A 24,466-nucleotide genomic window follows, 5' to 3' on the forward strand; every position below is an offset into this window, starting at 1 on the left:
ACGGCGGACCTGTGCATGCTGGCGCAGAAGATAAATTCTATCGATATTTATATCATTTAGATACAAACTATCAATCTATTCCATCGCCCAGGTCACTCGCCAAGCCATCCGTCACACCGGATTCCGGCCAAGCCGCTACAGTGTCACCCTGCCGCAGGCGCAAGGGCGCGCGGCCTTTTTCTGCGCCTGCGGCCCGCCTGCAGCGCACAACCGCCTCGCCTGCATGCCACAAAATGTTTCCCCGCTCTGGCAGGGCCCGCGCTGGGCCCTGGCCGTCCTGCTTGCCATCCTGGGCATGCTGGGGCCGTTCTCGATCGATACCTACATCCCGGCCTTCTCGGGCATCGCCCAGGCCTTGAACGCCACGCCGCTGCAGATGCAGCAGACGCTGTCGGCCTATCTGTTCGGCTTTGCCTTCATGAACCTTTTCCATGGCGCCATGGCCGACAGCTTTGGCCGCCGCCCCGTGGTGCTATGGGGACTGGCCGTGTTCACGCTGGCCTCGGCAGGCTGCGCGCTGTCGCAGAACATCACGCAACTGGTGCTGTTCCGGGCGCTGCAGGGTCTGTCCACGGGCGCCGGCATCGTGGTGTCGCGCGCCGTGGTGCGCGACCTGTTTCCGCCTGCCCAGGCCCAGCGCGTGATGGCCCAGATCACCATCTTCTTCGGCATTGCCCCGGCGCTGGCGCCGGTGCTGGGCGGCTGGCTGTTCGTGCACCTGGGCTGGGCGGCCGTATTCTGGTTCCTGACGCTGGTGGGCGTGCTGCTGTGGAGCATCAACTGGCGCTTTCTGCCCGAGTCTCTGCCGCAGGCGCAGCGCCAGCCCTTCCGGTTCAAGCCACTGATGCAGGGCTACAAGGCGCTGTGCAGCGATCCGCGCTTTGTGCTGCTGGCCTTTGCCAGCGGCGTGCCGTTCAACGGCATGTTTTTGTACGTGCTGTCGGCCCCCGCCTTCCTGGGCGACCTGCTGCACCTGCAGCCGCAGCAGTTCTTCTGGTTCTTCGTGATTTCGATCTCGGGCATCATGGGCGGCGCCTGGGTGAGCGGCCGGCTGGCCGGGCGCATTCCACCCAAGCACCAGATCCGCCACGGCTTTCTGATCATGTTCGTGGTGTCCATCGTCAACCTGGTTGCCAACCTGATCTGGCCTGCCCATGTGAGCTGGGCGTTGATTCCCGTGGGTGTGTTCGCCTTCGGCTGGGCCATGATGGTGCCCGTCGTGACCTTGCTGGTGCTGGACATCCATCCCGAGCGGCGCGGCCTGGCCTCATCGCTGCAGGCCGTGGTGGGCTCCACGGCCAATGGCATCGTGGCCGGCGTGCTGGCGCCTCTGGTGATGCATTCGACGGTGCTGCTGGCCCTGGGCTCGATCAGCATGATGCTGATCGGGCTGGCGTCGTGGATCTACCTGCATCACCGCTGGCCCGAAATCGGGCGGCACGCCTCGGAGGCCTGAAGGCCACTGCTCCCGGGATCCCGGGCGTCTATGCCCGGCCCGCGCGGCGGTCCAGCATTTTTTCCTTGTAGTAGCGCGCCTTTTCGGCATACATGGCCTGGTCCGCGCGTGACACGGTGGCCTCCAGCTGGCTGCCCTCGTTGCAACAGGCCACGCCCATGGACAGGCTGACCAGCTGACCCGGATAGAACTGGTTGTTGAGCTCCAGCAGGGACAGGATGCGCTCCTTGACGGCTTCGGCGCCGCGCTCGTCCGAGGCTGGCAGCAGCACCATGAATTCGTCGCCGCCCACGCGTGCCGCACAAGCGGGCGCATCCACGGCCTTGGTCAGCACTTCGCCCACGCGGCGAAGCATGTCGTCGCCTGCGGCATGGCCATGCTCGTCATTGGCCTCCTTGAGACCATTCATGTCGATGGCGATCACGGCCAGCGGCCACGGCCCCTTGCGCGCCAGGCGGTTCAATTCCTCGATATAGAAGGCGCGGTTGCGCAGTTGGGTGAGCACGTCGTGCTTGCCCAGGTATTCCAGATAGGCCTCGGCCTTCTTGCGTGCCGTGATATCCACCAGGGACAGCAGCACCAGCCCCCAGTCGTCCGCATGGCCGTCCAGCACGGCCAGCTGCATGTGGATGTGCAGCGTGTCGCCCGACAGCGCGTAGTTCACCACTTCGCGGTGCTGCACGAGCTTGCCGTTCCACAGGTCCTGCAGTTGATCGGCAAAGGAGTCGATCATTTCATCGCGGAAGATGCGGCCCAGCCGGCTCAGCAGCTGCAGCTTGTCGGTGGCACCGAACATGCGCAGCGTCTGGCGGTTCACGTCGATGACGCGAATCTCCTGCATGCAGCGCGAGATGAATTCCGGATGCACCTTGAGGAAGGTGGCGAAATCGCTGATGCCCTGGGCGCGCACATCGTCGAGCAGGCGCTTGATGGAGCTGAAGTCCTCGACCCACAGCGACACGGGCGAGTACTCGAACAGGTCGCGCGAGTACTGCTCGCTGCGGTGCAGCTGCCGCGTGCTGCGCATCTCGGCCGTCACGTCTTCCAGCGACACCAGCACGCAGTCCCAAAGCTCCTCATGGCCGGGCAGGATGCGGCCACGGATCTGCACGTCCAGCCGGCGCCCGTCCAGCGTGTAGTTGGCGGTGCGGTTGGCAAAAGTCGGCGAGCCCTTCCAAAGCTCCTGCAGCTCGCAGGCCAGGCCAGCATGCATGTCGTCACGGAACACCTGGCCCAGGCTGTCGAGAAAGGTCTGCTGGTCCGCGGCGCCGAACAGGTCCAGCGTGCGCTGGTTGACGCGAACCACCCTGAGCGCGGCACTGCACTGCTGCAGTGCCTGCGGATGGGCAGAAAAATGCGCCTGCAGATCGGTCACGCCCTGTGCTCGCCACTGGTCGAGCAGGCGCTTGAGCGCGCTGTAGTCCTCCAGCCATAGCGAGACGGGGGCCAGTTCGAACATGTGCTCAAAATCCACACTGGACGCGATCAAAGACTCCACAGGGCACCTCCGCGCCGCGATTATGGCAGTCGCAGAGCCCGCCAGACAGCAGGTTCTGCGCCACGAACACAGGCAGCGCCAGGCAGGCAGGCGGATTGCCCAAAAAAAACCGGCCCCGAAGGGCCGGTCTGCATGCAAAGCCGGAATCGATCAGCGCACGGCGCGCTTGCGATCGCCGCCCTGGGGCGAGTAAGGCTTGGGAGCGCTCTTGCCAAAGGCCGGACGGCGCTCACCACCGCCGAAGCCGCCGCGGGATTCACCGCCGAAGCCACGCGATTCACCGGATGCACCACGGAAGCCGCCATCGCGGTGGCCGCCATCGCGGGGAGCACCCTCACGACGGTCGCCGCCGCGCGCAGCGCCACGGTCGCCGCCGAAGCCACGGCCTTCGCCGCCACGGCCAAAGCCGCCTTCACGCGGAGCCTGGCTGTAGCCGCCTTCACGCTGGCCCTGGCCAAAGCCGCCTTCGCGCTGACCCTGGCCGAAGCCGCCTTCACGCTGGCCGCCACCGAAGCTGCCGAAGCCGGCCTTGCGGCCATAGCCTTCCGAATCACGGCGGGGGCCGAAGCCACGGTCGCCACCGCGATCACCAAAGCTGCGCTCGCGGTCACCACCGCCGAAGCCGCGGTCGCCACCGAAACCACCACGACCACCGCCGGCGGAGCCTCGGCGATCACCACCACGGCCTTCAAAGCCGCCGCCACGACGGCCGCCACGGCCTTCGTTGCCGCTGGGTGCGCGCTGTGCAGGCTCGAGACCAGGAATCACCTCGGCCTTGAATTGCTGACGGCTGTAGCCTTCGATATCGAAAATGCGGCGGCGGTCACGGAATTCCGCGAACGTCACGGCCACGCCTTCGCGACCGGCACGACCCGTGCGGCCGATGCGGTGGGTGTAGTCCTCGGCCTTCATGGGCAGGCCGTAGTTGAAGACGTGGGTGATGGAGGGCACGTCAATGCCGCGTGCCGCCACATCGGTCGCCACCAGCACCTGCACCTGGCCGCTGCGCAGCGCCATCAGGCGGCGGTTGCGCAGGCCCTGGCTCAGGGCGCCGTGCAGCGCCACGGCCGAGAAGCCGTCCTGCTGCAGGTCGTTGGCCAGGCCGTCGCACTCGACCTGGGTCGATGCGAAGACGATGGCCTGGTTGATGGTGGTGTCGCGCAGCCAGTGGTCCAGCAGCTTGCGCTTGTGCTGGGAGTTGTCGGCCCAGAACAGCACTTGCTTGATGTTGGCGTGCTTTTCCTGGGGCGTGTCGATGGTGACCTTCTTCACGCCCGATCCGCCGTCATGCATCACGCGCATGGCCAGCTGCTGGATGCGGGGCGCGAAGGTGGCGCTGAACATCATGGTCTGCTTGCGCTGGGCCGTCAGGTCGTTGACTTCGGCCAGATCGTCCGAGAAGCCCAGGTCCAGCATGCGGTCGGCCTCGTCGACCACCAGGAACTGCACCTGGTCGAGCTTGATCTGCATCGAGCGCTGCAGGTCCAGCAGACGGCCAGGCGTGGCCACCACGAGGTTGGCGTTCTGCAGCTTGGCAATCTGCAGCTGGTAGGGCATGCCGCCCACCACATTGGCAATGCGGATGCCACGGCAGTGCTTGACCAGTTCGATGGCGTCATGCGCCACCTGCTGAGCCAGCTCGCGCGTGGGGCACAGGATCAGGGCGCCGGGAACGGCCGCCTTGAAGTTGCGGGGATTGGTGGGGTCCTTGCGCTTGTTGCGCTTGGGCGTGGGCTGGCCGCTGGCAGTGGCCTCGGCGCACTGGCGGTCATATTCGGCGCGGATGGCGGCTTCCTCGTCAGCCTTTTGCTGGATCAGCGTGTGCAGCACGGGCAGCAGGAAGGCGGCGGTCTTGCCCGAGCCGGTCTGGCTGGAAACCATCAGGTCGATGAAGGCCTGATCACCACTGCCCATGGCCAGGGGAATGGCTTGCGCCTGCACGGCCGTGGGCTGGGTGTAGCCCAGATCGGCAACGGCGCGGACCAGCTCTTCAGCCAGGCCCAGCTCGACGAAGGCGTTGGGGAGTTCGGGAGCTGCCTGAGCGGCTTCGGCGCCCTCGACGGTTTCAGCAGCGGCCTGCGACTCGGCGGCCTGCTCGGCACCGGCAACGGCGGCGTCCAGCACGGAAGAGGCTTGGGCAGCGCAAGCAAAAGAGGAATCGGCAGCGGCAATGATGCCCTGCTCTTGAGAGATGTCGTTCATGAATGGCTCTAACGAAAAGCACGCGCAGTCAGCGATCTGCCACGCTTTTCTCGACGGTTGGGTCAACATCCACCGTCAGACTTGACCGGCCCTTCGCAAAAGGGCGGATGGGCGTTTTCGGCTGGTCCGAAACCGATGGTCCCGCCATCCATGAAAGCCTTCATGGAGGTCTGTGGACATCGACCTCAGACACACAGCGCAGGAGCCCTTGTGTGATGGAGATGTGCAAATTGCCCCTTGTTGATGGAGGCAAGCTGTAGATTGTCGCACTCCTGGGGTTTTCCCGCAAGCCCCCTGCACAAAAATGGCCGGAGGGCCCGGCTCCGGGAGCTAGACGCTCAGCAGGCGTGCGCGATAGTGCGCCAGCTCATCGATGGACTCATGCACATCGGCCAGCGCCGTGTGGCGCTGGGCCTTCTTGAAGGATGCGTAGGCATCGGGCTTCCAGCGCCTGGCCAGTTCCTTGAGGGTGCTGACATCAACGTTGCGGTAGTGAAAGAAGTCGTTGAGCTTGGGCATGTAGCGCTCCATGAAGCGCCGGTCCTGGCCAATGCTGTTGCCGCACAGCGGCGCCTTGCCCTTGGGAACGTACTGCGCCAGGAACTTGATCAGCGCGGCTTCCGCATCGGCCTCGGTGGTGGTCGATGCCTTGACGCGCTCGATCAGGCCGCTCCTGCCGTGCGTGCCCTTGTTCCAGGCGTCCATGCCGTCGAGCAGGGCATCGCTTTGATGGATGGCGAACACAGGACCCTCGATGCGCGTGGCAAGGTCCGGGCTGGTGACGACCACGGCGATCTCGATGATGCGATCGGTGTCGGGCTGCAGCCCGGTCATCTCGCAGTCGAGCCAGACGAGATTGAGGTCGGATTTGCTCAGGGTGACGGGCGTGCCGGATTCGGCGGGGACGGGAATGCAGGCGCTGGAGGCTTCGGACATGGCCCAAATTGTCGCCTACACTGCGGCCACATGGTCTTCAACCCCGATTTTTCCTCGACGCTTTCCCTGCTGTTTGCCGCAGCCGTGCTGGCCCAGTGGCTGCTGCGCGCCTGGCTGGCCTCGCGCCAGGTTCGCCATGTGGCAGGCCACAGAGCGCAGGTGCCCGAGGCCTTTGCGCAGCGCATCAGCCTGGCCGCCCACCAGAAGGCCGCCGACTACACACTGGCGAAGGCACGCGTTGCCCTGATCGACATGACGCTGGGCGCCGTGGTGCTGCTCGCATGGACGCTGCTGGGCGGGCTGGATGCACTCAACCAGCAGTTGCTGGAATGGATGGGCGCCGGCCTGTGGCAGCAATTGGCGCTGCTGGCCAGCTTTGCACTGATCTCCGGCCTGGTGGAGCTGCCGCTGTCGCTCTACCAGACCTTTGTGCTGGAGCAGCGCTTCGGCTTCAACCAGATGACGCTGCGGCTGTGGCTGGCCGATGCCGCCAAGTCCACGGCCATGGGCGCAGCCATCGGCCTTCCGATTGCGGCACTGATCCTGTGGCTCATGGGTTCGGCCGGCGACCTGTGGTGGCTCTGGGCATGGGCCGTCTGGACGGGCTTCAACCTGCTGCTGATGTGGATCTTCCCGACCTTCATCGCACCGCTGTTCAACAAGTTCGATCCACTGGAGGACGGCCCGCTCAAGGAGCGCGTGAGCGCACTGATGCAGCGCTGCGGCTTCACGGCCAAGGGCCTGTTCGTGATGGACGGCAGCCGCCGCTCGGCACATGCCAATGCCTATTTCACGGGCTTCGGCCACTCCAAGCGCGTGGTGTTCTTCGACACCTTGCTCAAGCAGCTGGACGCCGACGAGGTGGAGGCCGTGCTCGCGCATGAGCTGGGCCATTTCAAGCACCGCCACATCCTCAAGCGCATGCTGCTGATGTTTGCCGCCAGCCTGGCGGGCTTTGCGCTGCTGGGCTGGCTGTCGCAGCAGCTGTGGTTCTACCTGGGCCTGGGCGTGCGTCCGGGTCTGGACCTTGCGCTGGGACACAGCGGCATCGGCGCCGGCAACGAGGCCGTGGCGCTGCTGCTGTTCCTGCTGGCCGTGCCGGTGTTCAGCTTCTTTGTCACCCCGCTGTTCTCGGCCCTGTCGCGCCGCGACGAGTTCGAAGCCGATGCCTACGCCATGCAACAGGCCAGCGGCGCCCACCTGGCCTCGGCACTGCTCAAGCTGTACGAGGACAATGCTTCAACGCTCACGCCCGATCCCTGGTACGTGAGCTTCTACTACTCGCATCCGCCCGCCCTCGCCCGGCTGGCGCGCATGCCCTCTCCGACCTGAACCATACGCACTCACCATGAGCACACAACGCTTGCAACAACAGGACTGGTCCAACCAGCAGCGCCGCGCGCTGACTTCCGACGAACTGCACACCGCACTGGCCGCCCTGCCGGGCTGGCAGCTCGATGGCGATGCCATCGCCAAGAGCTACGCCTTCGCCAACTACTACGAGACCATGGCCTTCGTGAATGCGCTGGCCCTGATCGCCCACCAGCAGGACCACCATCCCGACCTGACCGTCAGCTACGGCCGCTGCGGTGTACGCCTGAACACGCATGACGTGAACGGCATCTCGTCCACCGACATCGAGTGCGCACGCCGCATCGATGCGTTGCTGGCGCGCCCATGAATCGCACCCCGCTGACCCATGGCTGAGCGCTCCGCACTGCACGAAGGCCTGGTCGTCTCCAGCCATGGCCGCCATTGCGTGGTCGAGACCGAAGACGGCTCGCGCCACATCTGCCACCCGCGCGGCAAGAAGAGCCAGACCGTGGTGGGCGACCGCGTGCGCTGGCAACTTCCGCCCCCAGGCCAGGGGGAGGAAGGCACCATAGAAAAGGTGCTGGAGCGGCGCAACCTGTTCTACCGGCAGGACGAGATACGCACCAAGTCCTTTGCAGCCAACATCGACCAGGTGCTGATCCTGATCGCCGCCGAGCCGGTCTTCTCCGAAAGCCAGTTGGCCCGCGCCCTGATCACTGCCGAAGCCACCCACATCAAGCCCCTGATTGCCCTCAACAAGCGTGACCTGGCCGAGCCCTTTGCCGACGCCTGGGAGCGCCTGGAGCCTTATCGCGAGATGTACCTGGGCCAGGAAAAGCCGCACTACGAGGTGCTGTCGCTGTCGCTGGCCAATGAGGGCGAGGCCGATCGGCAGCTGCTGATGAAGCACCTCAAGGGCAAGGCCACGCTGGTGCTGGGCCCTTCCGGCTCGGGAAAGAGCACCCTGATCAACCTGCTGGTCCCCGGCGCGCGCGCGGCCACCAACGAGATCTCGCAGGCACTGAACTCCGGCAAGCACACGACCACCACGACCAGCTGGTACTGGATGGACGAGGAGCGCACGACAGCCCTGATCGACTCGCCGGGCTTCCAGGAGTTCGGCCTGCGCCACATCGAACCCACCGACCTGCCCCGCTGCATGCCCGACATCGGCGCCCATGCGCAGGAATGCAAGTTCTACAACTGCACCCACCTGCACGAGCCCGGATGCGCGGTCATGCCGCGCGTGGAGGATGAGGAACACGGCATGGACGCCGACCATGACATCAGTGCCAACCGGTACTGCATCTATGCCGAGCTGTTTGATGAGTTGAGTCAGGCCACGAAGTATTGAGCCTCCCCCAAACGCCACGGGGCCGCTCCGGGAGGGAGGAAACGACGCCTCCAAAGGGGCGTCATCCAGGACTCGCCCGCAGGCTCCGCACTCAGCCCAACAGGCGCGCCAGCGACAGCAGCGCCAGCAGCAGCAGCCAGACCACGACCGAGCGCCAGACCAGGCCGACCACGCTGCGCAGGTGGCCGATCTCGGGCTCACGGCCCGGCGTGGCTTCGCTGTCCACGTCGAGGTCGATCTCCTCGCCGTCGTCACGGGTCACCGAGATGCCCTCGCGGCGCTTGAGTGCCTCGCCGCCCAGGCGCACGTTGATGGCGCCCGAGGTGGCGGCCAGGATCACGCCGTCGTTGTCGTTGGGAAAGCGCTGGGCATGGAAGCGCCAGCCCTCGATGGCCTCCTCGAAACTGCCGACCACGGCAAAGGAAAGAGCCGTCAGCCGTGCGGGCAGCCAGTCGATCACGGTCCAGGCCAACCGTGAGGCGTGCTGCAACTGGACACTGACCTGGCTGCCACCCAGCAGGCCCTTGCGCGACCAGGAGCGCGACAGGTGCTCGGTCATGCGGTAGAACACGGCACCCAGCGGACCCAGGCCCAGCGCCGCCAGTGCAGAGAACCAGAACAGCACGCCAAACACATGGCGATGCGCGGCCAGCACCGAATACTCGATCACATGGCGCACCACCTCGCTGCGAGGCACTTCGCTGGCGTCCACCTGCTGCCAGTGGGCGAGGGCTTCGCGCGCCGCGTACTCGTCACCTGCATCCAGCGCATCGCGGATGCGCGTGAAGTGGTGGCTGAACTGGCGAAAGCCCAGCGTGACGTAGAGCACGGCCACATTCCAGACCATGGCCAGCGGCCAGCCCACGCCCCACAGCAGCAGCAGATAGATGCCTGTCACCAGCACGCAGGGCAGCGCCACCGCCACGGTCCAGGCCAGCCAGCCGTGGTGCGCTTGGCCGGCATCGAAGTTGCGGCGCACCGAAACCGTCCAGGCCCTGTAGCCTGTGTGCACCAGGTTGGCCGGCGTCAGGGGGCGCGCCTGCTCGATCAGCAAGGCGATCAGAATGGCAAAGAAACTCATCCGGCCATCATACTGGCGCATGCGGGCAGGCCCGTGACCCCGGGGTGGCACGGCACCCCATCCGGGCATCAGGCCGACAGGAATCGGTAAAGATTGCGCAGCATGCCGGCCGTGGCGCCCCAGATGTAGCGCTGGCGGTCTCCATCCTGGTAGGGCATGGCAAACCATTCGCGCGGCACGCCGTTCCAGACCATGGCGTGGCGCTCATGGTTGGCAGGATCGAGCAAAAAGGACAGCGGCACCTCGAACACGTCCGCCACCTCGTAGGGATTGGGATGCAGGCGCGCCCGGGGATCGACCAGGGCCACCACCGGCGTGATCAGAAAGGCCGTGCCCGTGGTGTAGATGGGCAGGGTGCCCAACACTTCCACATCGCCGGCAGCAAGCCCGACTTCCTCCTGCGCCTCGCGCAGGGCCGTGGCCTGGGCAGACACATCCTCAGGATCGCGCTTGCCACCCGGAAAGGCCACTTGGCCCGAATGCGTGGACAGATGGGCCGTGCGTTCGGTCAGCAGCACCGTGGGCTCGGAGCGCAGCACGATGGGCACGAGCACGGCGGCATCGGTGGGCTGGCGATCACTGAAGCGTTTCTCGCGCACCACCTCGGGAGCCCAGCGTGGCGGCCGCGCAAAGCGCTGGCGCAGGGCATCCGGCGCGCGGGCCTCCAGAGGCACGGCGGGCAGGTGGCTGTCCCTGCCCACCAGTTGCGCCATGCGCGGGTCGGCGACCAAGGCGACGGCCGCTGGCGTCGGGCCGCCGGTCGGCACGGGTATGGCGGTATCGGGCAGAGAGGACACGAATGAAGGAATGTGGTGAAAACGACCGGGCAACAAAAAAGCCGCTACAGGCGACTGTAGCGGCTTTCCAGCTGTGACGCAGGTGCTCAGGCTTCGGCAGAAACCTTGACACGCGACGGCAGCTTTTCCTTGATGCGGGCCGACTTGCCGCTGCGCTCGCGCAGGTAGTACAGCTTGGCACGACGCACATCACCGCGACGCTTGACTTCGATGCCGGCGATCAGGGGCGAGTAGGTCTGGAACGTACGCTCCACGCCTTCACCACTGGAGATCTTGCGCACGGTGAAGCCGCTGTTCAGGCCACGGTTGCGCTTGGCGATCACGACGCCTTCGTAGGCCTGCACGCGCTTGCGGCTGCCTTCGACCACGTTCACGCTCACGATGACGGTGTCACCGGGGGCGAACTGGGGGATGGTCTTGTTCAGACGGGCGATTTCCTCTTGCTCGAGGGTCTGGATCAGATTCATGGTCAACATCCAATCGATCTTGTCCGCGCCAGGATTGGCAAGCGCCGGGATTGGCGCCATGGCTGCTTTGTTCGTAGCAGCGGCCGGATAGAGGATCGAAGAATCGCGGATTATAGCCCGGCGGCGTTTTTTGCCAAAAACCCCTCGTCCTTGGCATTGAGCAGGCCCTGGGCGCGCGCCTGCTCTATCAGCTCGGGCCGGTGCCTGGCCGTGATGGACAGGCGCTGGTCGCGGCGCCAGCGCTCGATCTGCGCGTGGTGCCCAGACAACAGCGGCGCCGGCACTTCGCGCCCTTCCCAGACTTCGGGGCGCGTGTAGTGCGGGCAATCGAGCAGGCCGTCGAGCGCGGGATTGAAGCTGTCCTGCTGGAAGCTGCCCTCGTCGTTGAGCACGCCGGGCTGCAACCGGGCCACGGCATCGAGCAAGGCCATGGCAGCAATCTCGCCGCCGGAGAGCACGAAATCGCCCAGGCTCAGCTGGTGCGTGACATGGGCATCGATGAAGCGCTGGTCCAACCCCTCGTAGCGGCCGCACAGCAAGATGGCACCCTGCCCCTGCGCCCAGTCGGCGACCACGCAGTGGCGCAGCGTCGTGCCTATCGGCGAAAACAGCACCACCGGCGCCGGCTCGGTCTCGCCCGCGTCGCGGCGCGCCTGCTGCGCCGCCTCCAGGCAGCGCTGCAGCGGCTCGGCCATCATCACCATGCCCGGCCCGCCGCCAAAGGGCCGGTCGTCCACGCGCCGGTAGTTGCCCTGGGCATGGTCGCGCGGATTCCACAGGTGCACGCCGACCTGGCCCGAGGCATAGGCCCGGCGCGTCACGCCGCTTTCGAGAAACGGCGTGAACAGCTCGGGAAACAGCGTGAGGATGTCGAAGCGCATGGATGTCGGCGATCAGTAGTCGGGCTGCCAGTCGGCAACGATGGTCTTGCCCGGCAGATCCACCTTGTCCACATAGGCATCGACAAAGGGAATCATGCGCTCGCGCTCCTTGCCATCCTCTTCATAGGCCAGCACCAGCACGGTCTGCGGGCCGGTGGACAGCAGGTCTCGGACGATGCCCAGGGCCACGCCTTCGCGGTTGACCACGGACAGGCCCAGCAGGTCGACCCAGTAATACTCGCCATCCTCGGGCTGCGGAAAATCGCTGCGCGCCACGAAGATGCGCGCACCGCGCAGGGCCTCGGCAGCGTTGCGGTCGTTCACGGCGGGCGAGGTGGCGACGACGGAGTCGGAGTGCACGCGCGCCTGCTTGACCGGCAGCAGCACGGTTCCGGTGAACTGCCGGGCGCCTTTTTCGGCGGGCTGCAGATACCACTGCTTGGCCGTGAACAGGGCCTCGGGGTCGGAACTGAAGGCCGCCACCTTGAACCAGCCCTTGATGCCCCAGGCATCGGCGATGCGCCCGACCTCCACGGCATCGGCAGGCAGGACGCTGGCTTCGAGTTCAGGCATGTGGCTCATGGCAGTCGGTAGGCAGTAGGTGGACGGTCAATGCAGATCGGTGCAAGGCGATCCGGAGGGGGAAAACAAAAACGGGCCCCGTCAGACAAGCCAACGGAACCCGATTTCAGAAGGGGTGCTGAATTAGGCAGCAGTCTTCTGGGTGGCCTGCTTGATCAGGCGCTCTGCGGTCTCGGAAGCCTGCGCGCCAACGCCCTTCCAGTAGTTCACGCGGTCCAGAGCAACGCGCAGACCCTCTTCGCCACCACGGGCGTTGGGGTTGTAGAAGCCCAGACGTTCGATGAACGAACCATCGCGGCGAACGCGCTTGTCAGCAGCAACGATGTTGTAGAACGGACGGGCCTTGGAACCGCCGCGAGAGAGTCGAATGACGACCATGATTTTCCTTCGGGTGGCGCAGCCACCACGTAATTAACACACAATAAATGGCTGCACAGAGTTTTGCGGCGTTTGAGACACGCGACATGGCCACCCGGCCAGCGACACGCCGTAAAACCAGCGATTATATCGAACTTCTTTTCTCATGCCTACCATCCGCCCAAGCCAGGACAGCGATCTCGCTGCCATCACCGCCATCTACCGCCACCACGTGCTGCATGGCACAGGAACGTTCGAGACCGATCCCCCTTCCGAAGCCGACATAGCCACGCGCCGCGCGGATGTGCTGGCCAAGGGCCTGCCCTATCTGGTCGCCGTGGACGCACAGGGCCAGGTGCTGGGCTTTGCCTACGCCAACTGGTTCAAGCCGCGCCCGGCCTATCGTTTTTCTGCCGAGGATTCCATCTATGTGCATGACGCGGCACGCGGCCAGGGCGTGGGCCGCCTGTTGATCGATGCGCTGTCGCACGACTGCGAGGCGGCCGGCGTGCGCAAGCTGCTGGCGGTGATCGGCGACTCGGCCAATGCCGGCTCCATCGGGGTGCACCGCGCTGCAGGCTTCACCCCTGCGGGCACGCTGCGCTCCATGGGATGGAAGTTCGGCCGCTGGCTGGACATCGTGCTCATGGAGAAGACCCTGGGAGACGGCGACCGCAGTTCGCCCGAATAATGGGCGCATGAACCGACCCAGCACGCCCCTGCCCCAGACCACCGGCGCCGACCGGGCTCCCCGCCCCAGGAACAAGACACTGGCCGCCTGGCTGGCCTTTGTGGGCGGGCCGCTGGGGCTGCATCGCTTTTACCTGCATGGGCTCGGCGACTGGCTGGGCTGGCTGCTGCCCGTGCCCACGGCGCTGGGCGTGTACGGCATCGAACGCGTGCAGCAACTGGGACAGGACGACCAGCTCAGCTGGCTGCTGATTCCGCTGCTGGGCTTCACCATCGCCGGCTGTGCGCTGCGCGCCATCCTCTACGGGCTGACCGACACCGAAGCCTGGAACCGGCGCCACAACCCCGGCATTGACGTGCAGGCGCAGGCCGGACGCACGGGCTGGTCAACCATCTTTGCCATTGCGCTGTCGCTGATGCTGGGCGCCGCCGTGCTCATGGCCAGCATTGCCTACAGTTTCCAGCACTACTTCGAGCACCAGGTGGAGGAGGCGCGCAAGATTTCGCAGTGAGGCGCAGCCAACGCCTCCCCCGAAAAAAGAAAGACCGCCATGGGCGGTCTTTCTTTTTGGCGGCAGCAGCCCCGGCTCAATACAGCTGCAGGCTGATCCAGTAGGCAATCGATGCCACGAAGGCGCTGGCAGGGATCGTCAGCACCCAGGCCCAGACGATGTTGCCTGCCACGCCCCAGCGCACGGCGCTGGCGCGCTGGGTGGAGCCCACGCCGACGATGGCGCCGGTGATGGTGTGCGTGGTCGAGACCGGCACGCCCAGGAAGGTTGCAAAGAACAGCGTCAGTGCACCACCGCTTTCGGCGCAGAAGCCGCCCACGGGCTTGAGCTTGGTGATCTTCTGGCCCATGGTCTTGACGATGCGCCAGCCGCCGAACATGGTTCCCAGGCCGATGGCCAGGTAGCAGCTGACGATGGTCCACAGCGGCGGCTCGGCGTCGCCGGCATTGGCATAGCCGGTGGCGATCAGCAGCAGCCAGATGATGCCGATGGTCTTTTGCGCGTCATTGCCGCCGTGGCCCAGGCTATAGGCACCGGCGGAGACCAGCTGCAGCCTGCGGAACCAGCGGTCCACCCTGTTGGGCGCGGCGCGCCGGCAGACCCAGGCCACCAGCACCATCATCAGCGAGCCCAGCAGGTAGCCCAGCAGCGGCGAGACGAAGATGAAGGCCACGGTCTTCCCGATGCCGCTGGCAATCAGCGCGCCTGCGCCGGCCTTGGCCATCACCGCGCCCACGATGCCGCCGATCAGCGCATGCGAGGAACTGCTGGGGATGCCGTAGTGCCAGGTGATCACGTTCCAGGCAATGGCACCGACCAGGGCACCGAAGACCACATGCGTGTCGACGATGCCGGGCTGCACGATCCCCTTGCCCACGGTGGCTGCCACGCTCAGGTGAAAGACAAAGACCGCCACCACGTTGAAGAAGGCCGCGAAGGCCACGGCCTGCGTGGGCTTGAGCACGCCCGTGGAGACCACGGTGGCGATCGAGTTGGCAGCATCGTGGAAGCCGTTCATGAAGTCGAACAGCAGGGCCAGCACCACCAGCAGGATCACGACCCACAGGGCCGCTTGTACGGATTCCATAGAGAAACGACTCCGCGAGGGCTCAGGAATTTTCGAGGACGATGCCCTCGATCAGGTTGGCCACGTCCTCGCAGCGGTCGGTCACCGTCTCCAGCAGCTCGTAGATGGCCTTGAGCTTGATGACTTCGCGCACATCGGGCTCTTCGCGGAACAGCTTGCTCATGGCCGAGCGCATCACGCGGTCGGCGTCCGATTCGAGACGGTCGATTTCCTCGCAGGTCTTCATCGCCGCGTCCACCACCGAGGGATCGGAGATGCGCGACAGCAGCTTGACCGCATCGCGCAGCCGCTCGCAGCAGCGCACGCACAGGTCCGTCAGGCGCGTGATCTCTTCCGTCATGTGGCGCACGTCGTACAGCGCCATGGTCTCGGCCGAGTCCTGGATCAGGTCGGCCACGTCGTCCATGGTGTTGATCAGCGAGTGGATGTGCTCGCGGTCCAGCGGCGTGATGAAGGTCTTGTGCAGCGCCTTGGTGACGTCGTGCGTCACGCGGTCTGCGGCACGCTCGGCGTTGTTCACGTCCTCGTTGTACTTCTCGCGAAGATGAGGATCGTTGTAGTTGGCGACAAGCTGCGAGAAGGCATGCGCGGCTTCGACGATGCGATCGGCATGCTGGTTGAACATCTCGAAAAAATTGCCTTCGCGCGGCAATAACTTGCCAAAAAGCATGAATGCTCCTTACCGGGAAACAGGGGGAACCAGGCGACTCACTGCGTCACATTGCGGATGCTTGGCATGGCTTCCCGGCTTGAACGGGGCGAAGTGTACTCTTGAGTCCCAGGCGCGTTTTTGCGCGCCGGCGCGCCGCCCTGTCAGCCGCTGCGAAAAATAAAGTACACCGCGCCCACCATGCACAGCCCGGCCCAGAGGAAGTCCCATTTGAGCGGCTGGTTCAGGTAGAGCACGGCAAAGGGCGCGAACACCGCCAGCGTGATCACCTCCTGGATGATCTTGAGCTGCGCCACGCTGAACTGCGTGTGGCCTATGCGGTTGGCGGGCACCTGCAGCAGGTACTCGAACAGCGCGATGCCCCAGCTGACAAGGGCTGCCACGTACCAGGGCGACGAGGCGTGGTTCTTCAGGTGGCCATACCAGGCGAAGGTCATGAAGACATTGCTCATGGCCAGCAGGACCACGGTCTGCAGCCCGACGGGGATGTGTTGGAGCCAGTTCATGTGATGTGCAGCCCGACGCGGGGAAACCCAAATTATCGCGTCCGGCACTGGGCAGGGCGGATTTTCGATTTCTTTCCAAAAATTGCCTTTTTGCGCGAATTTCCTCGAATAACCCATTCCATCGCACAAATACGCAAAGTCTCGCATCGATCGACGCTTGATGAATCTTCATCAAATCGTCATATTTTTGCCATATCCCGTCAGTGGCACGGGGCATTCCATCCATCCCCGCGCTCACGGCAGCCGTGGCGCTCACTCGCCCAGATAGGCAGCCCGCACGCGCGGGTCGCTGAGCAGGGTCTGGCCGGGCCCCGTCATGGTGATCAGGCCGGACTCCATCACATAGCCGCGATCGGCCAGCGCCAGCGCACGGCTGGCATTTTGCTCGACCAGCACAAGGGTCACGCCCAGGCCGTGCACGTCGCTCACCACCTCGAAGATCTTGTCCACCATGATGGGCGACAGGCCCATGGAGGGCTCGTCCAGCAGCAGCACCTTGGGCTGGCTCATCAGCGCGCGCGCCATGGCCAGCATCTGCTGCTCGCCACCCGACATGGTGCCGGCCAGCTGGTCGCGGCGCTCCTTCAGCCGCGGGAAGATGCCGAACATGCGCTCGATGTCGGCGGCAATGCCGGCCTTGTCGTTGCGCGTGTAGGCGCCCATGAGCAGGTTCTCGGTGATGGTCATGCGCGCGAACACGCCGCGCCCTTCGGGCACCATGACCAGGCCCTGGGCCACCAGATCCCAGGCGCCCACGCCCCGGATGCTGCGGCCCAGGTAGTGCACGTCGCCGTCCGCCATCTGCAGGCTGCGCGTGACGGCCTTCATGGTGGTGGTCTTGCCGGCACCGTTGGAGCCGATCAGCGAGACCAGCTCGCCCTGGCGCACCTCGAAGTCCACGCCCTTGACGGCCTGAATGCCGCCATAGGCCACCTTCAGGCCCTCGACCTTCAGCAGCACCGGAGGGGACGCGCCCTTGTCTTGCTCTTGCTCGCCCATGGTTCAGTGTCCTCCCGTGCCCAGATAGGCTTCGATCACCTTGTCGTTCTTCTGCACCTCGGCCGGCGTGCCTTCGGCAATGGGCTTGCCATAGTCGAGCACGGTGACGCGGTCGCACAGGCCCATGACCAGCTTCACGTCGTGCTCGATCAGCAAGATGGTGCGCTGGTCGCGGCGGATGCGGTCGATCAGCTCGCGCAGCTGCACTTTCTCGGTGGCATTCATGCCGGCGGCAGGCTCGTCCAGCGCGATCAGCTGCGGGTCGGTGGCCAGGGCGCGGGCGATTTCCAGGCGCCGCTGGTCGCCGTAGCTCAGCGTGCGGGCCTTGAAGTCCGCGTACTTGGAGATGCCCACGTAGTCCAGCAATTCACGGGCGCGCGCGCGGATGGCGGCCTCCTCGGCCTTGAAGCCGCGCGTGCGCAGCACCGCGCCGATCAGGCCCGAGTGCGTGCGCACATGGCGCCCGACCATCACGTTCTCCAGCGCCGTCATCTCGGCAAACAGCCGGATGTTCTGGAAGGTGCGCGCAATGCCGGCCTTGGCCACCTTGTGCACGGCCGTGGGCTCGTAGGCCTTGCCGGCCAGCTCGAAACTGCCGCTGTCGGGCGTGTACAGGCCCGTGATCACGTTGAAGAAGGTGGTCTTGCCCGCGCCATTGGGTCCGATCAGTCCGTAGACCTGGCCCCGGCCAATGGTCATACCCACATCGGACAGCGCCTGCAGCCCGCCGAAGCGTTTGGAAATGCCCGAAACCCTGAGCACCGGAGCGCTGGAGCTGTTGTCTGCCGTATTCGCCATCTGCGGTTTCTCCATGCTCAGGACTGGTGCGGCAGGTTCTTGCCATGCTCGGGCGACGGCCACAGGCCGCGCGGACGCATCAGCATGATGACGATCATGGCCAGCGCGATCAGCAGCTGGCGCAGGATGGAGGCATCGAGCCGCCCATCGGTCATCTGCTGCAGGGGACCGGCCACATAGCGCAGCACCTCGGGCAACGCCGACAGCAGCACCGCGCCCAGGATCACGCCGGGCAGATGGCCCAGGCCGCCGAGCACCACCATGGCCACGATCATGATGGACTCCATGAGGCTGAACGACTCGGGCGAGACGAAGCCCTGGAAGGCCGCGAACATGGCGCCCGAGACACCGCCAAAAGAGGCGCCCATGCCGAAAGCCAGCAGCTTCATGTTGCGCGTGTTGATGCCCATGGCCTTGGCGGCGATCTCATCCTCGCGGATGGCCATCCAGGCGCGGCCTATGCGCGAGTCCTGCAGGCGCCAGCAGATCACGATGCTGACCAGCACCAGGAAGAGGAACAGGTAGTAGTACAGCGTGACCGAGCTGATGTCGTAGCCGAAGATCTCCTGGCGCTTGGCCAGGTCCAGTCCCAGGATCTTGACCGAGTCGATCTGGCCTATGCCTTTGGGGCCATTGGTGATGTTGACCGGCTGGTCCAGGTTGTTCATGAAGATGCGGATGATCTCGCCGAAGCCCAGCGTGACGATGGCCAGGTAGTCCCCGCGCAGCTTGAGCACCGGAATGCCCAGCAAAATCCCCGTGATGGCCGCCAGCAGCGCCGCCAGCGGTATCACCAGCCAGATGGAGGTATGCAGCCCGTCCGGGAACATGGCGGCAAAGCCCTCGAAGGTCTCCGCCAGATGCGGCGAGGCCATCAGCGCGAACATGTAGGCGCCCACGGCGTAGAACGCCACATAGCCCAGGTCCAGCAGGCCCGCGTAGCCCACCACCACGTTCAGGCCCAGTGCCAGCAGCACATAGAGCAGCGCCAGGTCGGCGATGCGCACCCAGGCATTGCCGAAATACTGCAGCACCAGCGGCAGCGCCAGCAGCGCCAGGCCACCCAGGATCCATTGCACGGTCTTCTTGCTGTTCATGCGTCTCTCCTCAGGCGCGGTCGGCCACACGCTCACCCAGCAGGCCCGAGGGGCGCAGCGTCAGGATGATGATGAGCACGATGAAGGCGAAGATGTCGGTGTAGTGGCTGCCCAGTACGCCACCCGTGAGATCACCGATGTAGCCCGAGCCAATGGACTCGATCAGCCCCAGCAGCATGGCGCCGACCACGGCGCCCGCCAGGTTGCCGATGCCGCCGAACACGGCCGCCGTGAAGGCCTTGAGCCCCGGCAGAAAGCCCATGGTGTGGTGGGCCGTGCCGTAGTTGGAGGCGTACATGATGCCCGCGATGGCCGCCAGCACGGCGCCGATGATGAAGGTGGCAGAGATCACCATGTCAGGCTTGACGCCCATCAAGGCCGCCACGCGCGGATTCTCGGCCGTGGCCCGCATGGCGCGCCCGAGCTTGGTGTAGTTGACCAAGTAGGTCAGCGCAGCCAGCGCAATCGCCGTGACCACCAGCACCAGGATCTGGGTGGGCGTGATCACCGCCGTGCCGATCTCGAAGGGCGTGCTCGGCAGCAGCGTGGGATAGGCCTTGTAGTTGGGCTTCCAGATGATCATGGCCAGCGTCTGCAGCAGCAGCGAGACGCCGATGGCCGTGATCAGGGGCGCCAGGCGCGGGCTGCTGCGCAGGCGCCGGTAGGCCACTTTCTCGATCACGAAATTCAGTGCGGCGGCCACCACGCAGGCGATCACCGTCGCCAGCAGCAGGATCAGCCAGCCCGGTGCGCCCGGCATGGCCTCCTGCATCAGGCCTATGCAGCTCCAGCTGGTCAGCGCCCCGACCATGAGTACCTCGCCATGGGCGAAGTTGATGAGCTGGATGATGCCGTACACCATGGTGTAGCCCAGGGCGATCAGGGCATACATGCTGCCCAGGACCAATCCGTTGATGACCTGCTGAAGCAGTATGTCCATATGCGCTCTCCCCTTTTGCTCAGGATGGAGACATTCAGCGTGCCTCGCATCCAAACGAACGGAGCCAGCAATGCCATGGTGGTGGAAGCTCTCCTGCCGCATCCCGGCTTGTGATCAGGAAGCCGCAGGGGATGGGCGATTCTAGGCACCCCCCGGTGGCCTGCAACGCCTTGTTGCAGCGGGGTTTCCCGAGGCTTTACAAGCCACGCGCTCTTATGTAGCACTGCAGCAATTTGCCGCAGCCAGCATGAACTCCTACCATCAACGGCAGTGCCGCCAGCAAGCGGTGGCCACGGAGAACCCCGATGAAATACCACGGCAGCTGCCACTGCGGCGGCATCGCTTTCGATGTGGAAGGCGAACTCACCCAGGTCATGGCCTGCAACTGCTCCATCTGCGCGCGCAAGGGCGCCCTCATGTGGTTCGTGCCCCGCGAACAGCTGCAGCTGAGCACGCCCGAGGAGCAGATGCGCTCCTACACCTTCCACCGGCATCTGATCCAGCACCGCTTCTGCCCGACCTGCGGCATCCACCCTTTCGGCGAAGCCACCGATCCCAAGGGCCGGCACATGGCGGCCGTCAACGTGCGCTGCCTGGAAGGCGTGGATGCCGAAGCCTTGCGCATCACGCGCTACGACGGACGGTCGGCCTGAGGCTGGCTTCAGGCCCGCAGCGCCTCCTCCTCCACATCGCGCAGGCGGTCCTTGCCGAAGTAGATCTCGTCGCCAACAAAAAAGGTGGGCGATCCGAAAGCGCCACGGTGGAAGGCCTGCTCGGTATTTGCCAGCAGCCGGGCCTTGACTTCGGGCGTCTGGCTTGCGGCGATCAGGGCTGGGGCGTCCAGACCCGCACCGGACAGCTCGGTGCCGATCACCTGGGCATCGTCCATCTTGCAGCCCTTCTCCCACATGCTGGAGAACACCGCATCGACATAGCGCTCGAAGCAGCCCATGTCCTGGGCGGCCACGGCCCCACGCATGATCTGCAGGGTGTTCACGGGAAAGTGAGGATTCATCCGGAAGCGCGTGAGGCTGTGCCTGTGCACGAAGCGCTGCAGCTCCAGCGCCTCATAGGCGCGCTTGTTGGGAATGTCGGCATTGGCCTCGGCCGGGGAGCGGTTGTTGGCCAGCTTGAACAGGCCTCCCAGCAGGACAGGCACATATTCGAAGCGGATGCCGCTGCGCGCCTCGATCCGGGGAATGACCTGGTGGCAGAGATAGGCGTTGGGGCTGCCGAAGTCGAAGAGAAATTGCACCTTGGTGTTCATGGCGTGGCCTGCGGGAGTGGGAGGAAGTGACGATGCGATAAGGCAAGGCGGCTCACCACGGCTCCATCCAGGGACGGATCTCGGTCTCGTGCGTCCAGGCGTCGCGCGGCTGCTGGTGCAGTTGCCAGTAGAGGTCGGCAATGTGCTCGGGATTGAGGATGCCGCCCTGCTCCTTGAGGGCATAGCGCTCGGGGAAATTGCTGCGGATGAATTCGGTGTCTATGGCGCCGTCGATCACGGGATGGGCCACATGGATGCCCTTGGGCCAGAGTTCGCGCGCCATGCTCTGCGCCAGGGCGCGCAGGCCGTGCTTGGCACCGGCAAACGCGGCAAAGCCCTCGCGCCCGCGCAGGCTGGCCGTGGCGCCCGTGAAGATGATGGTGCCCCGGCCGCGCGGCAGCATCACCCTGGCCGCCTCCCGCCCCATCAGAAAGCCGGCGAAGCAGGCCATCTCCCAGACCTTGAAGTAGACGCGCGCCGTGGTTTCGGTGATGCCGAAGCGCACATTGGCGCCGATGTTGAAGACGGCGACCTCGATGGGTGCGATCTCGGCCTCGATCTTCTGCACCAGGGCCACCATTTCCTCTTCCTTGCGCGCGTCGCTGCCAAAACCATGGGCTTCACCCCCTGCGGCGCGGATCTGCTCGACCAGCGGCTGGAGTTTGTCGGCATCGCGGCGGGTGACGCAGGCGATATAGCCTTCGCGCGCAAAGCGCCGGGCAATCGCCCCGCCCGTGGCGTCACCGGCACCGATGACGAGGATGGCTTTCTTGTCGGTCATGGAATCTCCGTGGATGAAGAAGTAAGTTCATTTTTTGAACTTTATGCACGGTAGGTTTAAAATCTGAACCCGTCAAGCGGGGAACTGCCCAATGAAATGGAACGAACTGGAAGAGGAGCGCTGCTCCATCGCACGCACGGTCTCGGTCATCGGTGACCGCTGGACGCTGCTGGTGCTGCGCGACTGCTTTCTGGGAGTGCGCCGCTTCGATGAATTCCTGGGGCGCCTGGGCATTTCACGCCCTATGCTGTCGGACAGGCTGGCCAGGCTGGTCGAGGCCGGCGTGCTCAAGAAGGTGGCCTACCAGGAGGCGCCGGTGCGGCACGAGTACCGCCTCACGTCCAAGGGACTGGACCTGCATCCCGTGGTCATGGCCATCGTGCACTGGGGCGATGTGCACATGTCCGGCGAGGAAGGCCGGCCCCTGCTGCACCGGCATTCGGTGTGCGGCCACACGTTCGATCCCCTGATCGTCTGCTCGCACTGCCACGCTCCCTTGCACGCGCGGGATGTGACGGTGGAGCCCGGCCCGGGCGCCTAGCCCTGGCTCCAGCCCCGGCCTGCTCTCACGGGATTCGGCTATGCGCCGCCGCCGCCAGCCTCTTCATCCCACTTGCGCAGCACGGCCAGCTTCTCGCCGATCTTGATCTCCAGGCCCCGTGGCACGGGCTGGTACCAGCCCGGCTCCGCAATGCCCTCGGGCAGATAGGTCTCGCCGGCCGCGTAGGCGTTGGGCTCGTCGTGCGCGTAGCGGTATTCATGGCCGTAGCCCAGCTCCTTCATGAGCTTGGTGGGCGCGTTGCGCAGGTGCACGGGCACCTCGCGGCTCCTGTCCTGCTTCACGAAGGCCCGGGCCTTGTTGTAGGCGTTGTAGCCGGCGTTGCTCTTGGGAGCCATGGCCAGGTAGATGACGGCCTGGCCCAGGGCCAGCTCGCCTTCGGGACTGCCCAGGCGCTCGTAGGTCAGGGCCGCATCGTTGGCGATCTGCATGGCGCGCGGATCGGCCAGGCCTATGTCTTCCCAGGCCATGCGCACGATGCGCCGCGACAGGTAGCGCGCATCGGCGCCGCCGTCGAGCATTCGGGTGAGCCAGTAGAGCGCCGCATCGGGATGGGAGCCGCGCACGGACTTGTGCAGGGCCGAGATCTGGTCGTAGAAGTTGTCGCCCCCCTTGTCGAAGCGCCTGGCATTCAAGGTCAGCGCGTTCTGCACGAATTCGGCATCGATCCGGGTGACGCCTGCAGCGCCCGCCGCAGTCTGGCATTGCTCCAGCAGGTTCAGGAACCGCCGGGCGTCGCCATCGGCATAGCCGATGATGGTGTCCCGCGCCAGGTCGTCGAACTGCAGGCCGCCAAGGGCCTTTTCCTGCGCACGCTGCAGCAGTTGCCTGAGCTCTTCGTCGGTCAGGGACTGCAGCACATAGACCTGTGCGCGCGACAGCAGGGCCGAGTTCACCTCGAAGGACGGATTCTCCGTGGTGGCGCCGATGAAGGTCACCAGGCCGCTTTCCGCATAGGGCAGCAGCGCATCCTGCTGGGATTTGTTGAAGCGGTGGATCTCGTCCACGAAGAGGATGGTGTGCCGGCCCATGGCCAGGTTCTGCTGCGCCTGCTCCATGGCGGCGCGGATGTCCTTGACCCCGGAGAACACCGCCGACAGCGCAATGAACTCGCACTTGAAGGCAGTGGCCGTGAGCCGGGCCAGCGTGGTCTTGCCCACGCCGGGTGGCCCCCAGAAGATCATGGAATGCGGCTTGCCCGACTGGAAGGCCAGGCGCAGCGGCTTGCCTTCGCCCAGCAGGTGGGACTGGCCCACGACCTCGTCCAGGGTCTTGGGCCGCAGGGCTTCGGCCAGTGGTGCGGAGGGCTCCTGGGTGAACAGATCAGCCATGGGGCAGCTCTCTCGAAGGCCGCTCCCCGCACGCGAGGTGCGGTAGCCCGTGTTGCGGATTCTTCGCCAAGGGGAACAGATGCAGTTGCAGAACCATGGCGCCATTGTCCACGCCATGGCTGGCGCAGGTGCGCCAGGCCTTGATGCCTGATGTCGGCCGTGGACTGAAACTCCTGATCTTCAGACGGGAATATGGCCATCGCCTCCAGGCATGTCACTGAAACGACATGGATTGTTTGCATGCACCCCATCAAGAGCAATCACTGACATTTCACACCTGCTTCGGGCCGCAGCCCTAAAATGC

Annotated in this window: 27 protein-coding genes; 8 read left to right on the forward strand and 19 right to left on the reverse strand. The window is 65.2% G+C overall.

Features of this window, described 5'->3' with window-relative positions:
* The first annotated feature begins 223 nt into the window (after window positions 1–223).
* On the forward strand, window positions 224–1,456 hold the full coding sequence (locus ACF8ML_RS02425; RefSeq protein ID WP_047217405.1) for a multidrug effflux MFS transporter: 1,233 nt from the start codon (window positions 224–226) through the stop codon (window positions 1,454–1,456).
* Window positions 1,457–1,484: 28 nt separating this feature from the next.
* Here the strand turns inward: ACF8ML_RS02425 and ACF8ML_RS02430 are convergent, their stop codons facing one another.
* From ACF8ML_RS02430 to orn, 3 genes are all read right to left on the reverse strand, one after another.
* Complete coding sequence (locus ACF8ML_RS02430; protein ID WP_016451114.1) at window positions 1,485–2,954, reverse strand: diguanylate cyclase domain-containing protein; 1,470 nt, start codon at window positions 2,952–2,954, stop codon at window positions 1,485–1,487.
* Window positions 2,955–3,104: 150 nt separating this feature from the next.
* Complete coding sequence (locus ACF8ML_RS02435) at window positions 3,105–5,156, reverse strand: DEAD/DEAH box helicase (protein WP_016445791.1); 2,052 nt, start codon at window positions 5,154–5,156, stop codon at window positions 3,105–3,107.
* Window positions 5,157–5,486: 330 nt separating this feature from the next.
* Window positions 5,487–6,092: an oligoribonuclease gene (gene orn / locus ACF8ML_RS02440; RefSeq protein WP_016445790.1), complete on the reverse strand. Its 606-nt coding sequence runs from the start codon at window positions 6,090–6,092 to the stop codon at window positions 5,487–5,489.
* A 30-nt stretch (window positions 6,093–6,122) separates the two neighbouring features.
* Here orn and ACF8ML_RS02445 point away from each other — a divergent pair, with 30 nt between their 5' ends.
* The 3 genes from ACF8ML_RS02445 to rsgA are packed head-to-tail and all read left to right on the forward strand — an operon-like array spanning window position 6,123 to window position 8,760.
* The gene (locus tag ACF8ML_RS02445; RefSeq protein WP_016445789.1) at window positions 6,123–7,424 is read left to right on the forward strand and encodes a M48 family metallopeptidase; all 1,302 of its coding nucleotides are present in this window, start codon (window positions 6,123–6,125) and stop codon (window positions 7,422–7,424) included.
* Window positions 7,425–7,440: 16 nt separating this feature from the next.
* Window positions 7,441–7,773 (forward strand): 4a-hydroxytetrahydrobiopterin dehydratase, encoded by a 333-nt coding sequence (locus tag ACF8ML_RS02450; RefSeq protein WP_016445788.1) that lies wholly within the window; start codon window positions 7,441–7,443, stop codon window positions 7,771–7,773.
* Window positions 7,774–7,791: 18 nt separating this feature from the next.
* Window positions 7,792–8,760, forward strand: a complete 969-nt coding sequence (gene rsgA / locus ACF8ML_RS02455; RefSeq protein ID WP_016445787.1) for a ribosome small subunit-dependent GTPase A — start codon at window positions 7,792–7,794, stop codon at window positions 8,758–8,760.
* A 91-nt stretch (window positions 8,761–8,851) separates the two neighbouring features.
* On the opposite strand, the gene ACF8ML_RS02460 is transcribed toward rsgA, so the two are convergent.
* The 6 genes from ACF8ML_RS02460 to rpsP form a co-directional block, all read right to left on the reverse strand.
* Entirely contained in the window at window positions 8,852–9,841 is a 990-nt protein-coding gene (locus tag ACF8ML_RS02460) for a CobD/CbiB family protein (RefSeq protein ID WP_026062341.1), read from the reverse strand.
* Between the two features lie 68 nt (window positions 9,842–9,909).
* Entirely contained in the window at window positions 9,910–10,638 is a 729-nt protein-coding gene (locus tag ACF8ML_RS02465) for a CoA pyrophosphatase (protein WP_392406193.1), read from the reverse strand.
* Between the two features lie 86 nt (window positions 10,639–10,724).
* The gene (gene rplS / locus ACF8ML_RS02470; protein WP_016445784.1) at window positions 10,725–11,105 is read right to left on the reverse strand and encodes a 50S ribosomal protein L19; all 381 of its coding nucleotides are present in this window, start codon (window positions 11,103–11,105) and stop codon (window positions 10,725–10,727) included.
* A gap of 110 nt (window positions 11,106–11,215) precedes the next feature.
* On the reverse strand, window positions 11,216–11,986 hold the full coding sequence (gene trmD / locus ACF8ML_RS02475; protein ID WP_017405202.1) for a tRNA (guanosine(37)-N1)-methyltransferase TrmD: 771 nt from the start codon (window positions 11,984–11,986) through the stop codon (window positions 11,216–11,218).
* Between the two features lie 12 nt (window positions 11,987–11,998).
* Entirely contained in the window at window positions 11,999–12,568 is a 570-nt protein-coding gene (gene rimM / locus ACF8ML_RS02480; protein ID WP_016445782.1) for a ribosome maturation factor RimM, read from the reverse strand.
* A gap of 123 nt (window positions 12,569–12,691) precedes the next feature.
* Complete coding sequence (gene rpsP / locus ACF8ML_RS02485; protein ID WP_012207143.1) at window positions 12,692–12,946, reverse strand: 30S ribosomal protein S16; 255 nt, start codon at window positions 12,944–12,946, stop codon at window positions 12,692–12,694.
* A 145-nt stretch (window positions 12,947–13,091) separates the two neighbouring features.
* Here rpsP and ACF8ML_RS02490 point away from each other — a divergent pair, with 145 nt between their 5' ends.
* On the forward strand, window positions 13,092–13,616 hold the full coding sequence (locus tag ACF8ML_RS02490; protein ID WP_392406194.1) for a GNAT family N-acetyltransferase: 525 nt from the start codon (window positions 13,092–13,094) through the stop codon (window positions 13,614–13,616).
* A gap of 7 nt (window positions 13,617–13,623) precedes the next feature.
* Entirely contained in the window at window positions 13,624–14,127 is a 504-nt protein-coding gene (locus ACF8ML_RS02495; RefSeq protein WP_016445780.1) for an NINE protein, read from the forward strand.
* Window positions 14,128–14,203: 76 nt separating this feature from the next.
* On the opposite strand, the gene ACF8ML_RS02500 is transcribed toward ACF8ML_RS02495, so the two are convergent.
* The 7 genes from ACF8ML_RS02500 to ACF8ML_RS02530 all read right to left on the reverse strand — a co-directional run bounded on the left by ACF8ML_RS02500 (window position 14,204) and on the right by ACF8ML_RS02530 (window position 20,224).
* Window positions 14,204–15,214, reverse strand: coding sequence for an inorganic phosphate transporter (locus tag ACF8ML_RS02500; RefSeq protein ID WP_016445779.1), 1,011 nt, complete (start codon window positions 15,212–15,214; stop codon window positions 14,204–14,206).
* 22 nt (window positions 15,215–15,236) lie between these two features.
* A complete protein-coding gene (locus tag ACF8ML_RS02505; RefSeq protein ID WP_016445778.1) occupies window positions 15,237–15,884 on the reverse strand; it encodes a DUF47 domain-containing protein in 648 nt (215 codons plus the stop codon).
* Between the two features lie 143 nt (window positions 15,885–16,027).
* A complete protein-coding gene (locus ACF8ML_RS02510) occupies window positions 16,028–16,390 on the reverse strand; it encodes a DMT family protein (protein WP_016445777.1) in 363 nt (120 codons plus the stop codon).
* 252 nt (window positions 16,391–16,642) lie between these two features.
* The gene (locus tag ACF8ML_RS02515) at window positions 16,643–17,389 is read right to left on the reverse strand and encodes an ABC transporter ATP-binding protein (protein WP_047326590.1); all 747 of its coding nucleotides are present in this window, start codon (window positions 17,387–17,389) and stop codon (window positions 16,643–16,645) included.
* A 3-nt stretch (window positions 17,390–17,392) separates the two neighbouring features.
* Entirely contained in the window at window positions 17,393–18,187 is a 795-nt protein-coding gene (locus ACF8ML_RS02520) for an ABC transporter ATP-binding protein (protein ID WP_016445775.1), read from the reverse strand.
* A 17-nt stretch (window positions 18,188–18,204) separates the two neighbouring features.
* The gene (locus ACF8ML_RS02525) at window positions 18,205–19,284 is read right to left on the reverse strand and encodes an ABC transporter ATP-binding protein (RefSeq protein ID WP_277848896.1); all 1,080 of its coding nucleotides are present in this window, start codon (window positions 19,282–19,284) and stop codon (window positions 18,205–18,207) included.
* A 10-nt stretch (window positions 19,285–19,294) separates the two neighbouring features.
* Entirely contained in the window at window positions 19,295–20,224 is a 930-nt protein-coding gene (locus tag ACF8ML_RS02530) for a branched-chain amino acid ABC transporter permease (protein ID WP_016445773.1), read from the reverse strand.
* 305 nt (window positions 20,225–20,529) lie between these two features.
* On the opposite strand from ACF8ML_RS02530, the gene ACF8ML_RS02535 reads away from it, so the two are divergent.
* A complete protein-coding gene (locus ACF8ML_RS02535) occupies window positions 20,530–20,877 on the forward strand; it encodes a GFA family protein (RefSeq protein WP_016445772.1) in 348 nt (115 codons plus the stop codon).
* An 8-nt stretch (window positions 20,878–20,885) separates the two neighbouring features.
* On the opposite strand, the gene ACF8ML_RS02540 is transcribed toward ACF8ML_RS02535, so the two are convergent.
* Both ACF8ML_RS02540 and ACF8ML_RS02545 read right to left on the reverse strand, forming a co-directional pair.
* Entirely contained in the window at window positions 20,886–21,491 is a 606-nt protein-coding gene (locus ACF8ML_RS02540) for a 2-hydroxychromene-2-carboxylate isomerase (protein WP_016445771.1), read from the reverse strand.
* Between the two features lie 52 nt (window positions 21,492–21,543).
* Window positions 21,544–22,272: an SDR family oxidoreductase gene (locus tag ACF8ML_RS02545; protein WP_016445770.1), complete on the reverse strand. Its 729-nt coding sequence runs from the start codon at window positions 22,270–22,272 to the stop codon at window positions 21,544–21,546.
* Between the two features lie 91 nt (window positions 22,273–22,363).
* On the opposite strand from ACF8ML_RS02545, the gene ACF8ML_RS02550 reads away from it, so the two are divergent.
* The gene (locus ACF8ML_RS02550; protein WP_016445769.1) at window positions 22,364–22,813 is read left to right on the forward strand and encodes a helix-turn-helix domain-containing protein; all 450 of its coding nucleotides are present in this window, start codon (window positions 22,364–22,366) and stop codon (window positions 22,811–22,813) included.
* A 38-nt stretch (window positions 22,814–22,851) separates the two neighbouring features.
* Here the strand turns inward: ACF8ML_RS02550 and ACF8ML_RS02555 are convergent, their stop codons facing one another.
* Window positions 22,852–24,162 (reverse strand): replication-associated recombination protein A, encoded by a 1,311-nt coding sequence (locus ACF8ML_RS02555; RefSeq protein ID WP_016445768.1) that lies wholly within the window; start codon window positions 24,160–24,162, stop codon window positions 22,852–22,854.
* Window positions 24,163–24,466: the final 304 nt, after the last annotated feature.

The sequence above is a fragment of the Delftia sp. WSY_10 genome, assembly GCF_043104705.1.
GTDB classification, from domain to species: Bacteria; Pseudomonadota; Gammaproteobacteria; order Burkholderiales; family Burkholderiaceae_C; genus Comamonas; species Comamonas tsuruhatensis.

Bases quoted from the DNA above. Each gene is read 5' to 3' on its own strand.
- ACF8ML_RS02550 (WP_016445769.1), top strand. From the start codon at position 22,364: ATGAAATGGAACGAACTGGAAGAGGAGCGCTGCTCCATCGCACGCACG.
- rimM (WP_016445782.1), bottom strand. From the start codon at position 12,568: ATGAGCCACATGCCTGAACTCGAAGCCAGCGTCCTGCCTGCCGATGCC.
- ACF8ML_RS02425 (WP_047217405.1), top strand. From the start codon at position 224: ATGCCACAAAATGTTTCCCCGCTCTGGCAGGGCCCGCGCTGGGCCCTG.
- rplS (WP_016445784.1), bottom strand. From the start codon at position 11,105: ATGAATCTGATCCAGACCCTCGAGCAAGAGGAAATCGCCCGTCTGAAC.
- ACF8ML_RS02540 (WP_016445771.1), bottom strand. From the start codon at position 21,491: ATGAACACCAAGGTGCAATTTCTCTTCGACTTCGGCAGCCCCAACGCC.
- ACF8ML_RS02460 (WP_026062341.1), bottom strand. From the start codon at position 9,841: ATGAGTTTCTTTGCCATTCTGATCGCCTTGCTGATCGAGCAGGCGCGC.
- ACF8ML_RS02445 (WP_016445789.1), top strand. From the start codon at position 6,123: ATGGTCTTCAACCCCGATTTTTCCTCGACGCTTTCCCTGCTGTTTGCC.
- rpsP (WP_012207143.1), bottom strand. From the start codon at position 12,946: ATGGTCGTCATTCGACTCTCTCGCGGCGGTTCCAAGGCCCGTCCGTTC.
- ACF8ML_RS02495 (WP_016445780.1), top strand. From the start codon at position 13,624: ATGAACCGACCCAGCACGCCCCTGCCCCAGACCACCGGCGCCGACCGG.
- ACF8ML_RS02510 (WP_016445777.1), bottom strand. From the start codon at position 16,390: ATGAACTGGCTCCAACACATCCCCGTCGGGCTGCAGACCGTGGTCCTG.
- orn (WP_016445790.1), bottom strand. From the start codon at position 6,092: ATGTCCGAAGCCTCCAGCGCCTGCATTCCCGTCCCCGCCGAATCCGGC.
- ACF8ML_RS02450 (WP_016445788.1), top strand. From the start codon at position 7,441: ATGAGCACACAACGCTTGCAACAACAGGACTGGTCCAACCAGCAGCGC.
- ACF8ML_RS02530 (WP_016445773.1), bottom strand. From the start codon at position 20,224: ATGGACATACTGCTTCAGCAGGTCATCAACGGATTGGTCCTGGGCAGC.
- ACF8ML_RS02535 (WP_016445772.1), top strand. From the start codon at position 20,530: ATGAAATACCACGGCAGCTGCCACTGCGGCGGCATCGCTTTCGATGTG.
- rsgA (WP_016445787.1), top strand. From the start codon at position 7,792: ATGGCTGAGCGCTCCGCACTGCACGAAGGCCTGGTCGTCTCCAGCCAT.
- ACF8ML_RS02435 (WP_016445791.1), bottom strand. From the start codon at position 5,156: ATGAACGACATCTCTCAAGAGCAGGGCATCATTGCCGCTGCCGATTCC.
- ACF8ML_RS02520 (WP_016445775.1), bottom strand. From the start codon at position 18,187: ATGGCGAATACGGCAGACAACAGCTCCAGCGCTCCGGTGCTCAGGGTT.
- ACF8ML_RS02490 (WP_392406194.1), top strand. From the start codon at position 13,092: ATGCCTACCATCCGCCCAAGCCAGGACAGCGATCTCGCTGCCATCACC.
- ACF8ML_RS02555 (WP_016445768.1), bottom strand. From the start codon at position 24,162: ATGGCTGATCTGTTCACCCAGGAGCCCTCCGCACCACTGGCCGAAGCC.
- ACF8ML_RS02545 (WP_016445770.1), bottom strand. From the start codon at position 22,272: ATGACCGACAAGAAAGCCATCCTCGTCATCGGTGCCGGTGACGCCACG.
- ACF8ML_RS02505 (WP_016445778.1), bottom strand. From the start codon at position 15,884: ATGCTTTTTGGCAAGTTATTGCCGCGCGAAGGCAATTTTTTCGAGATG.
- ACF8ML_RS02515 (WP_047326590.1), bottom strand. From the start codon at position 17,389: ATGGGCGAGCAAGAGCAAGACAAGGGCGCGTCCCCTCCGGTGCTGCTG.
- ACF8ML_RS02525 (WP_277848896.1), bottom strand. From the start codon at position 19,284: ATGAACAGCAAGAAGACCGTGCAATGGATCCTGGGTGGCCTGGCGCTG.
- ACF8ML_RS02500 (WP_016445779.1), bottom strand. From the start codon at position 15,214: ATGGAATCCGTACAAGCGGCCCTGTGGGTCGTGATCCTGCTGGTGGTG.
- trmD (WP_017405202.1), bottom strand. From the start codon at position 11,986: ATGCGCTTCGACATCCTCACGCTGTTTCCCGAGCTGTTCACGCCGTTT.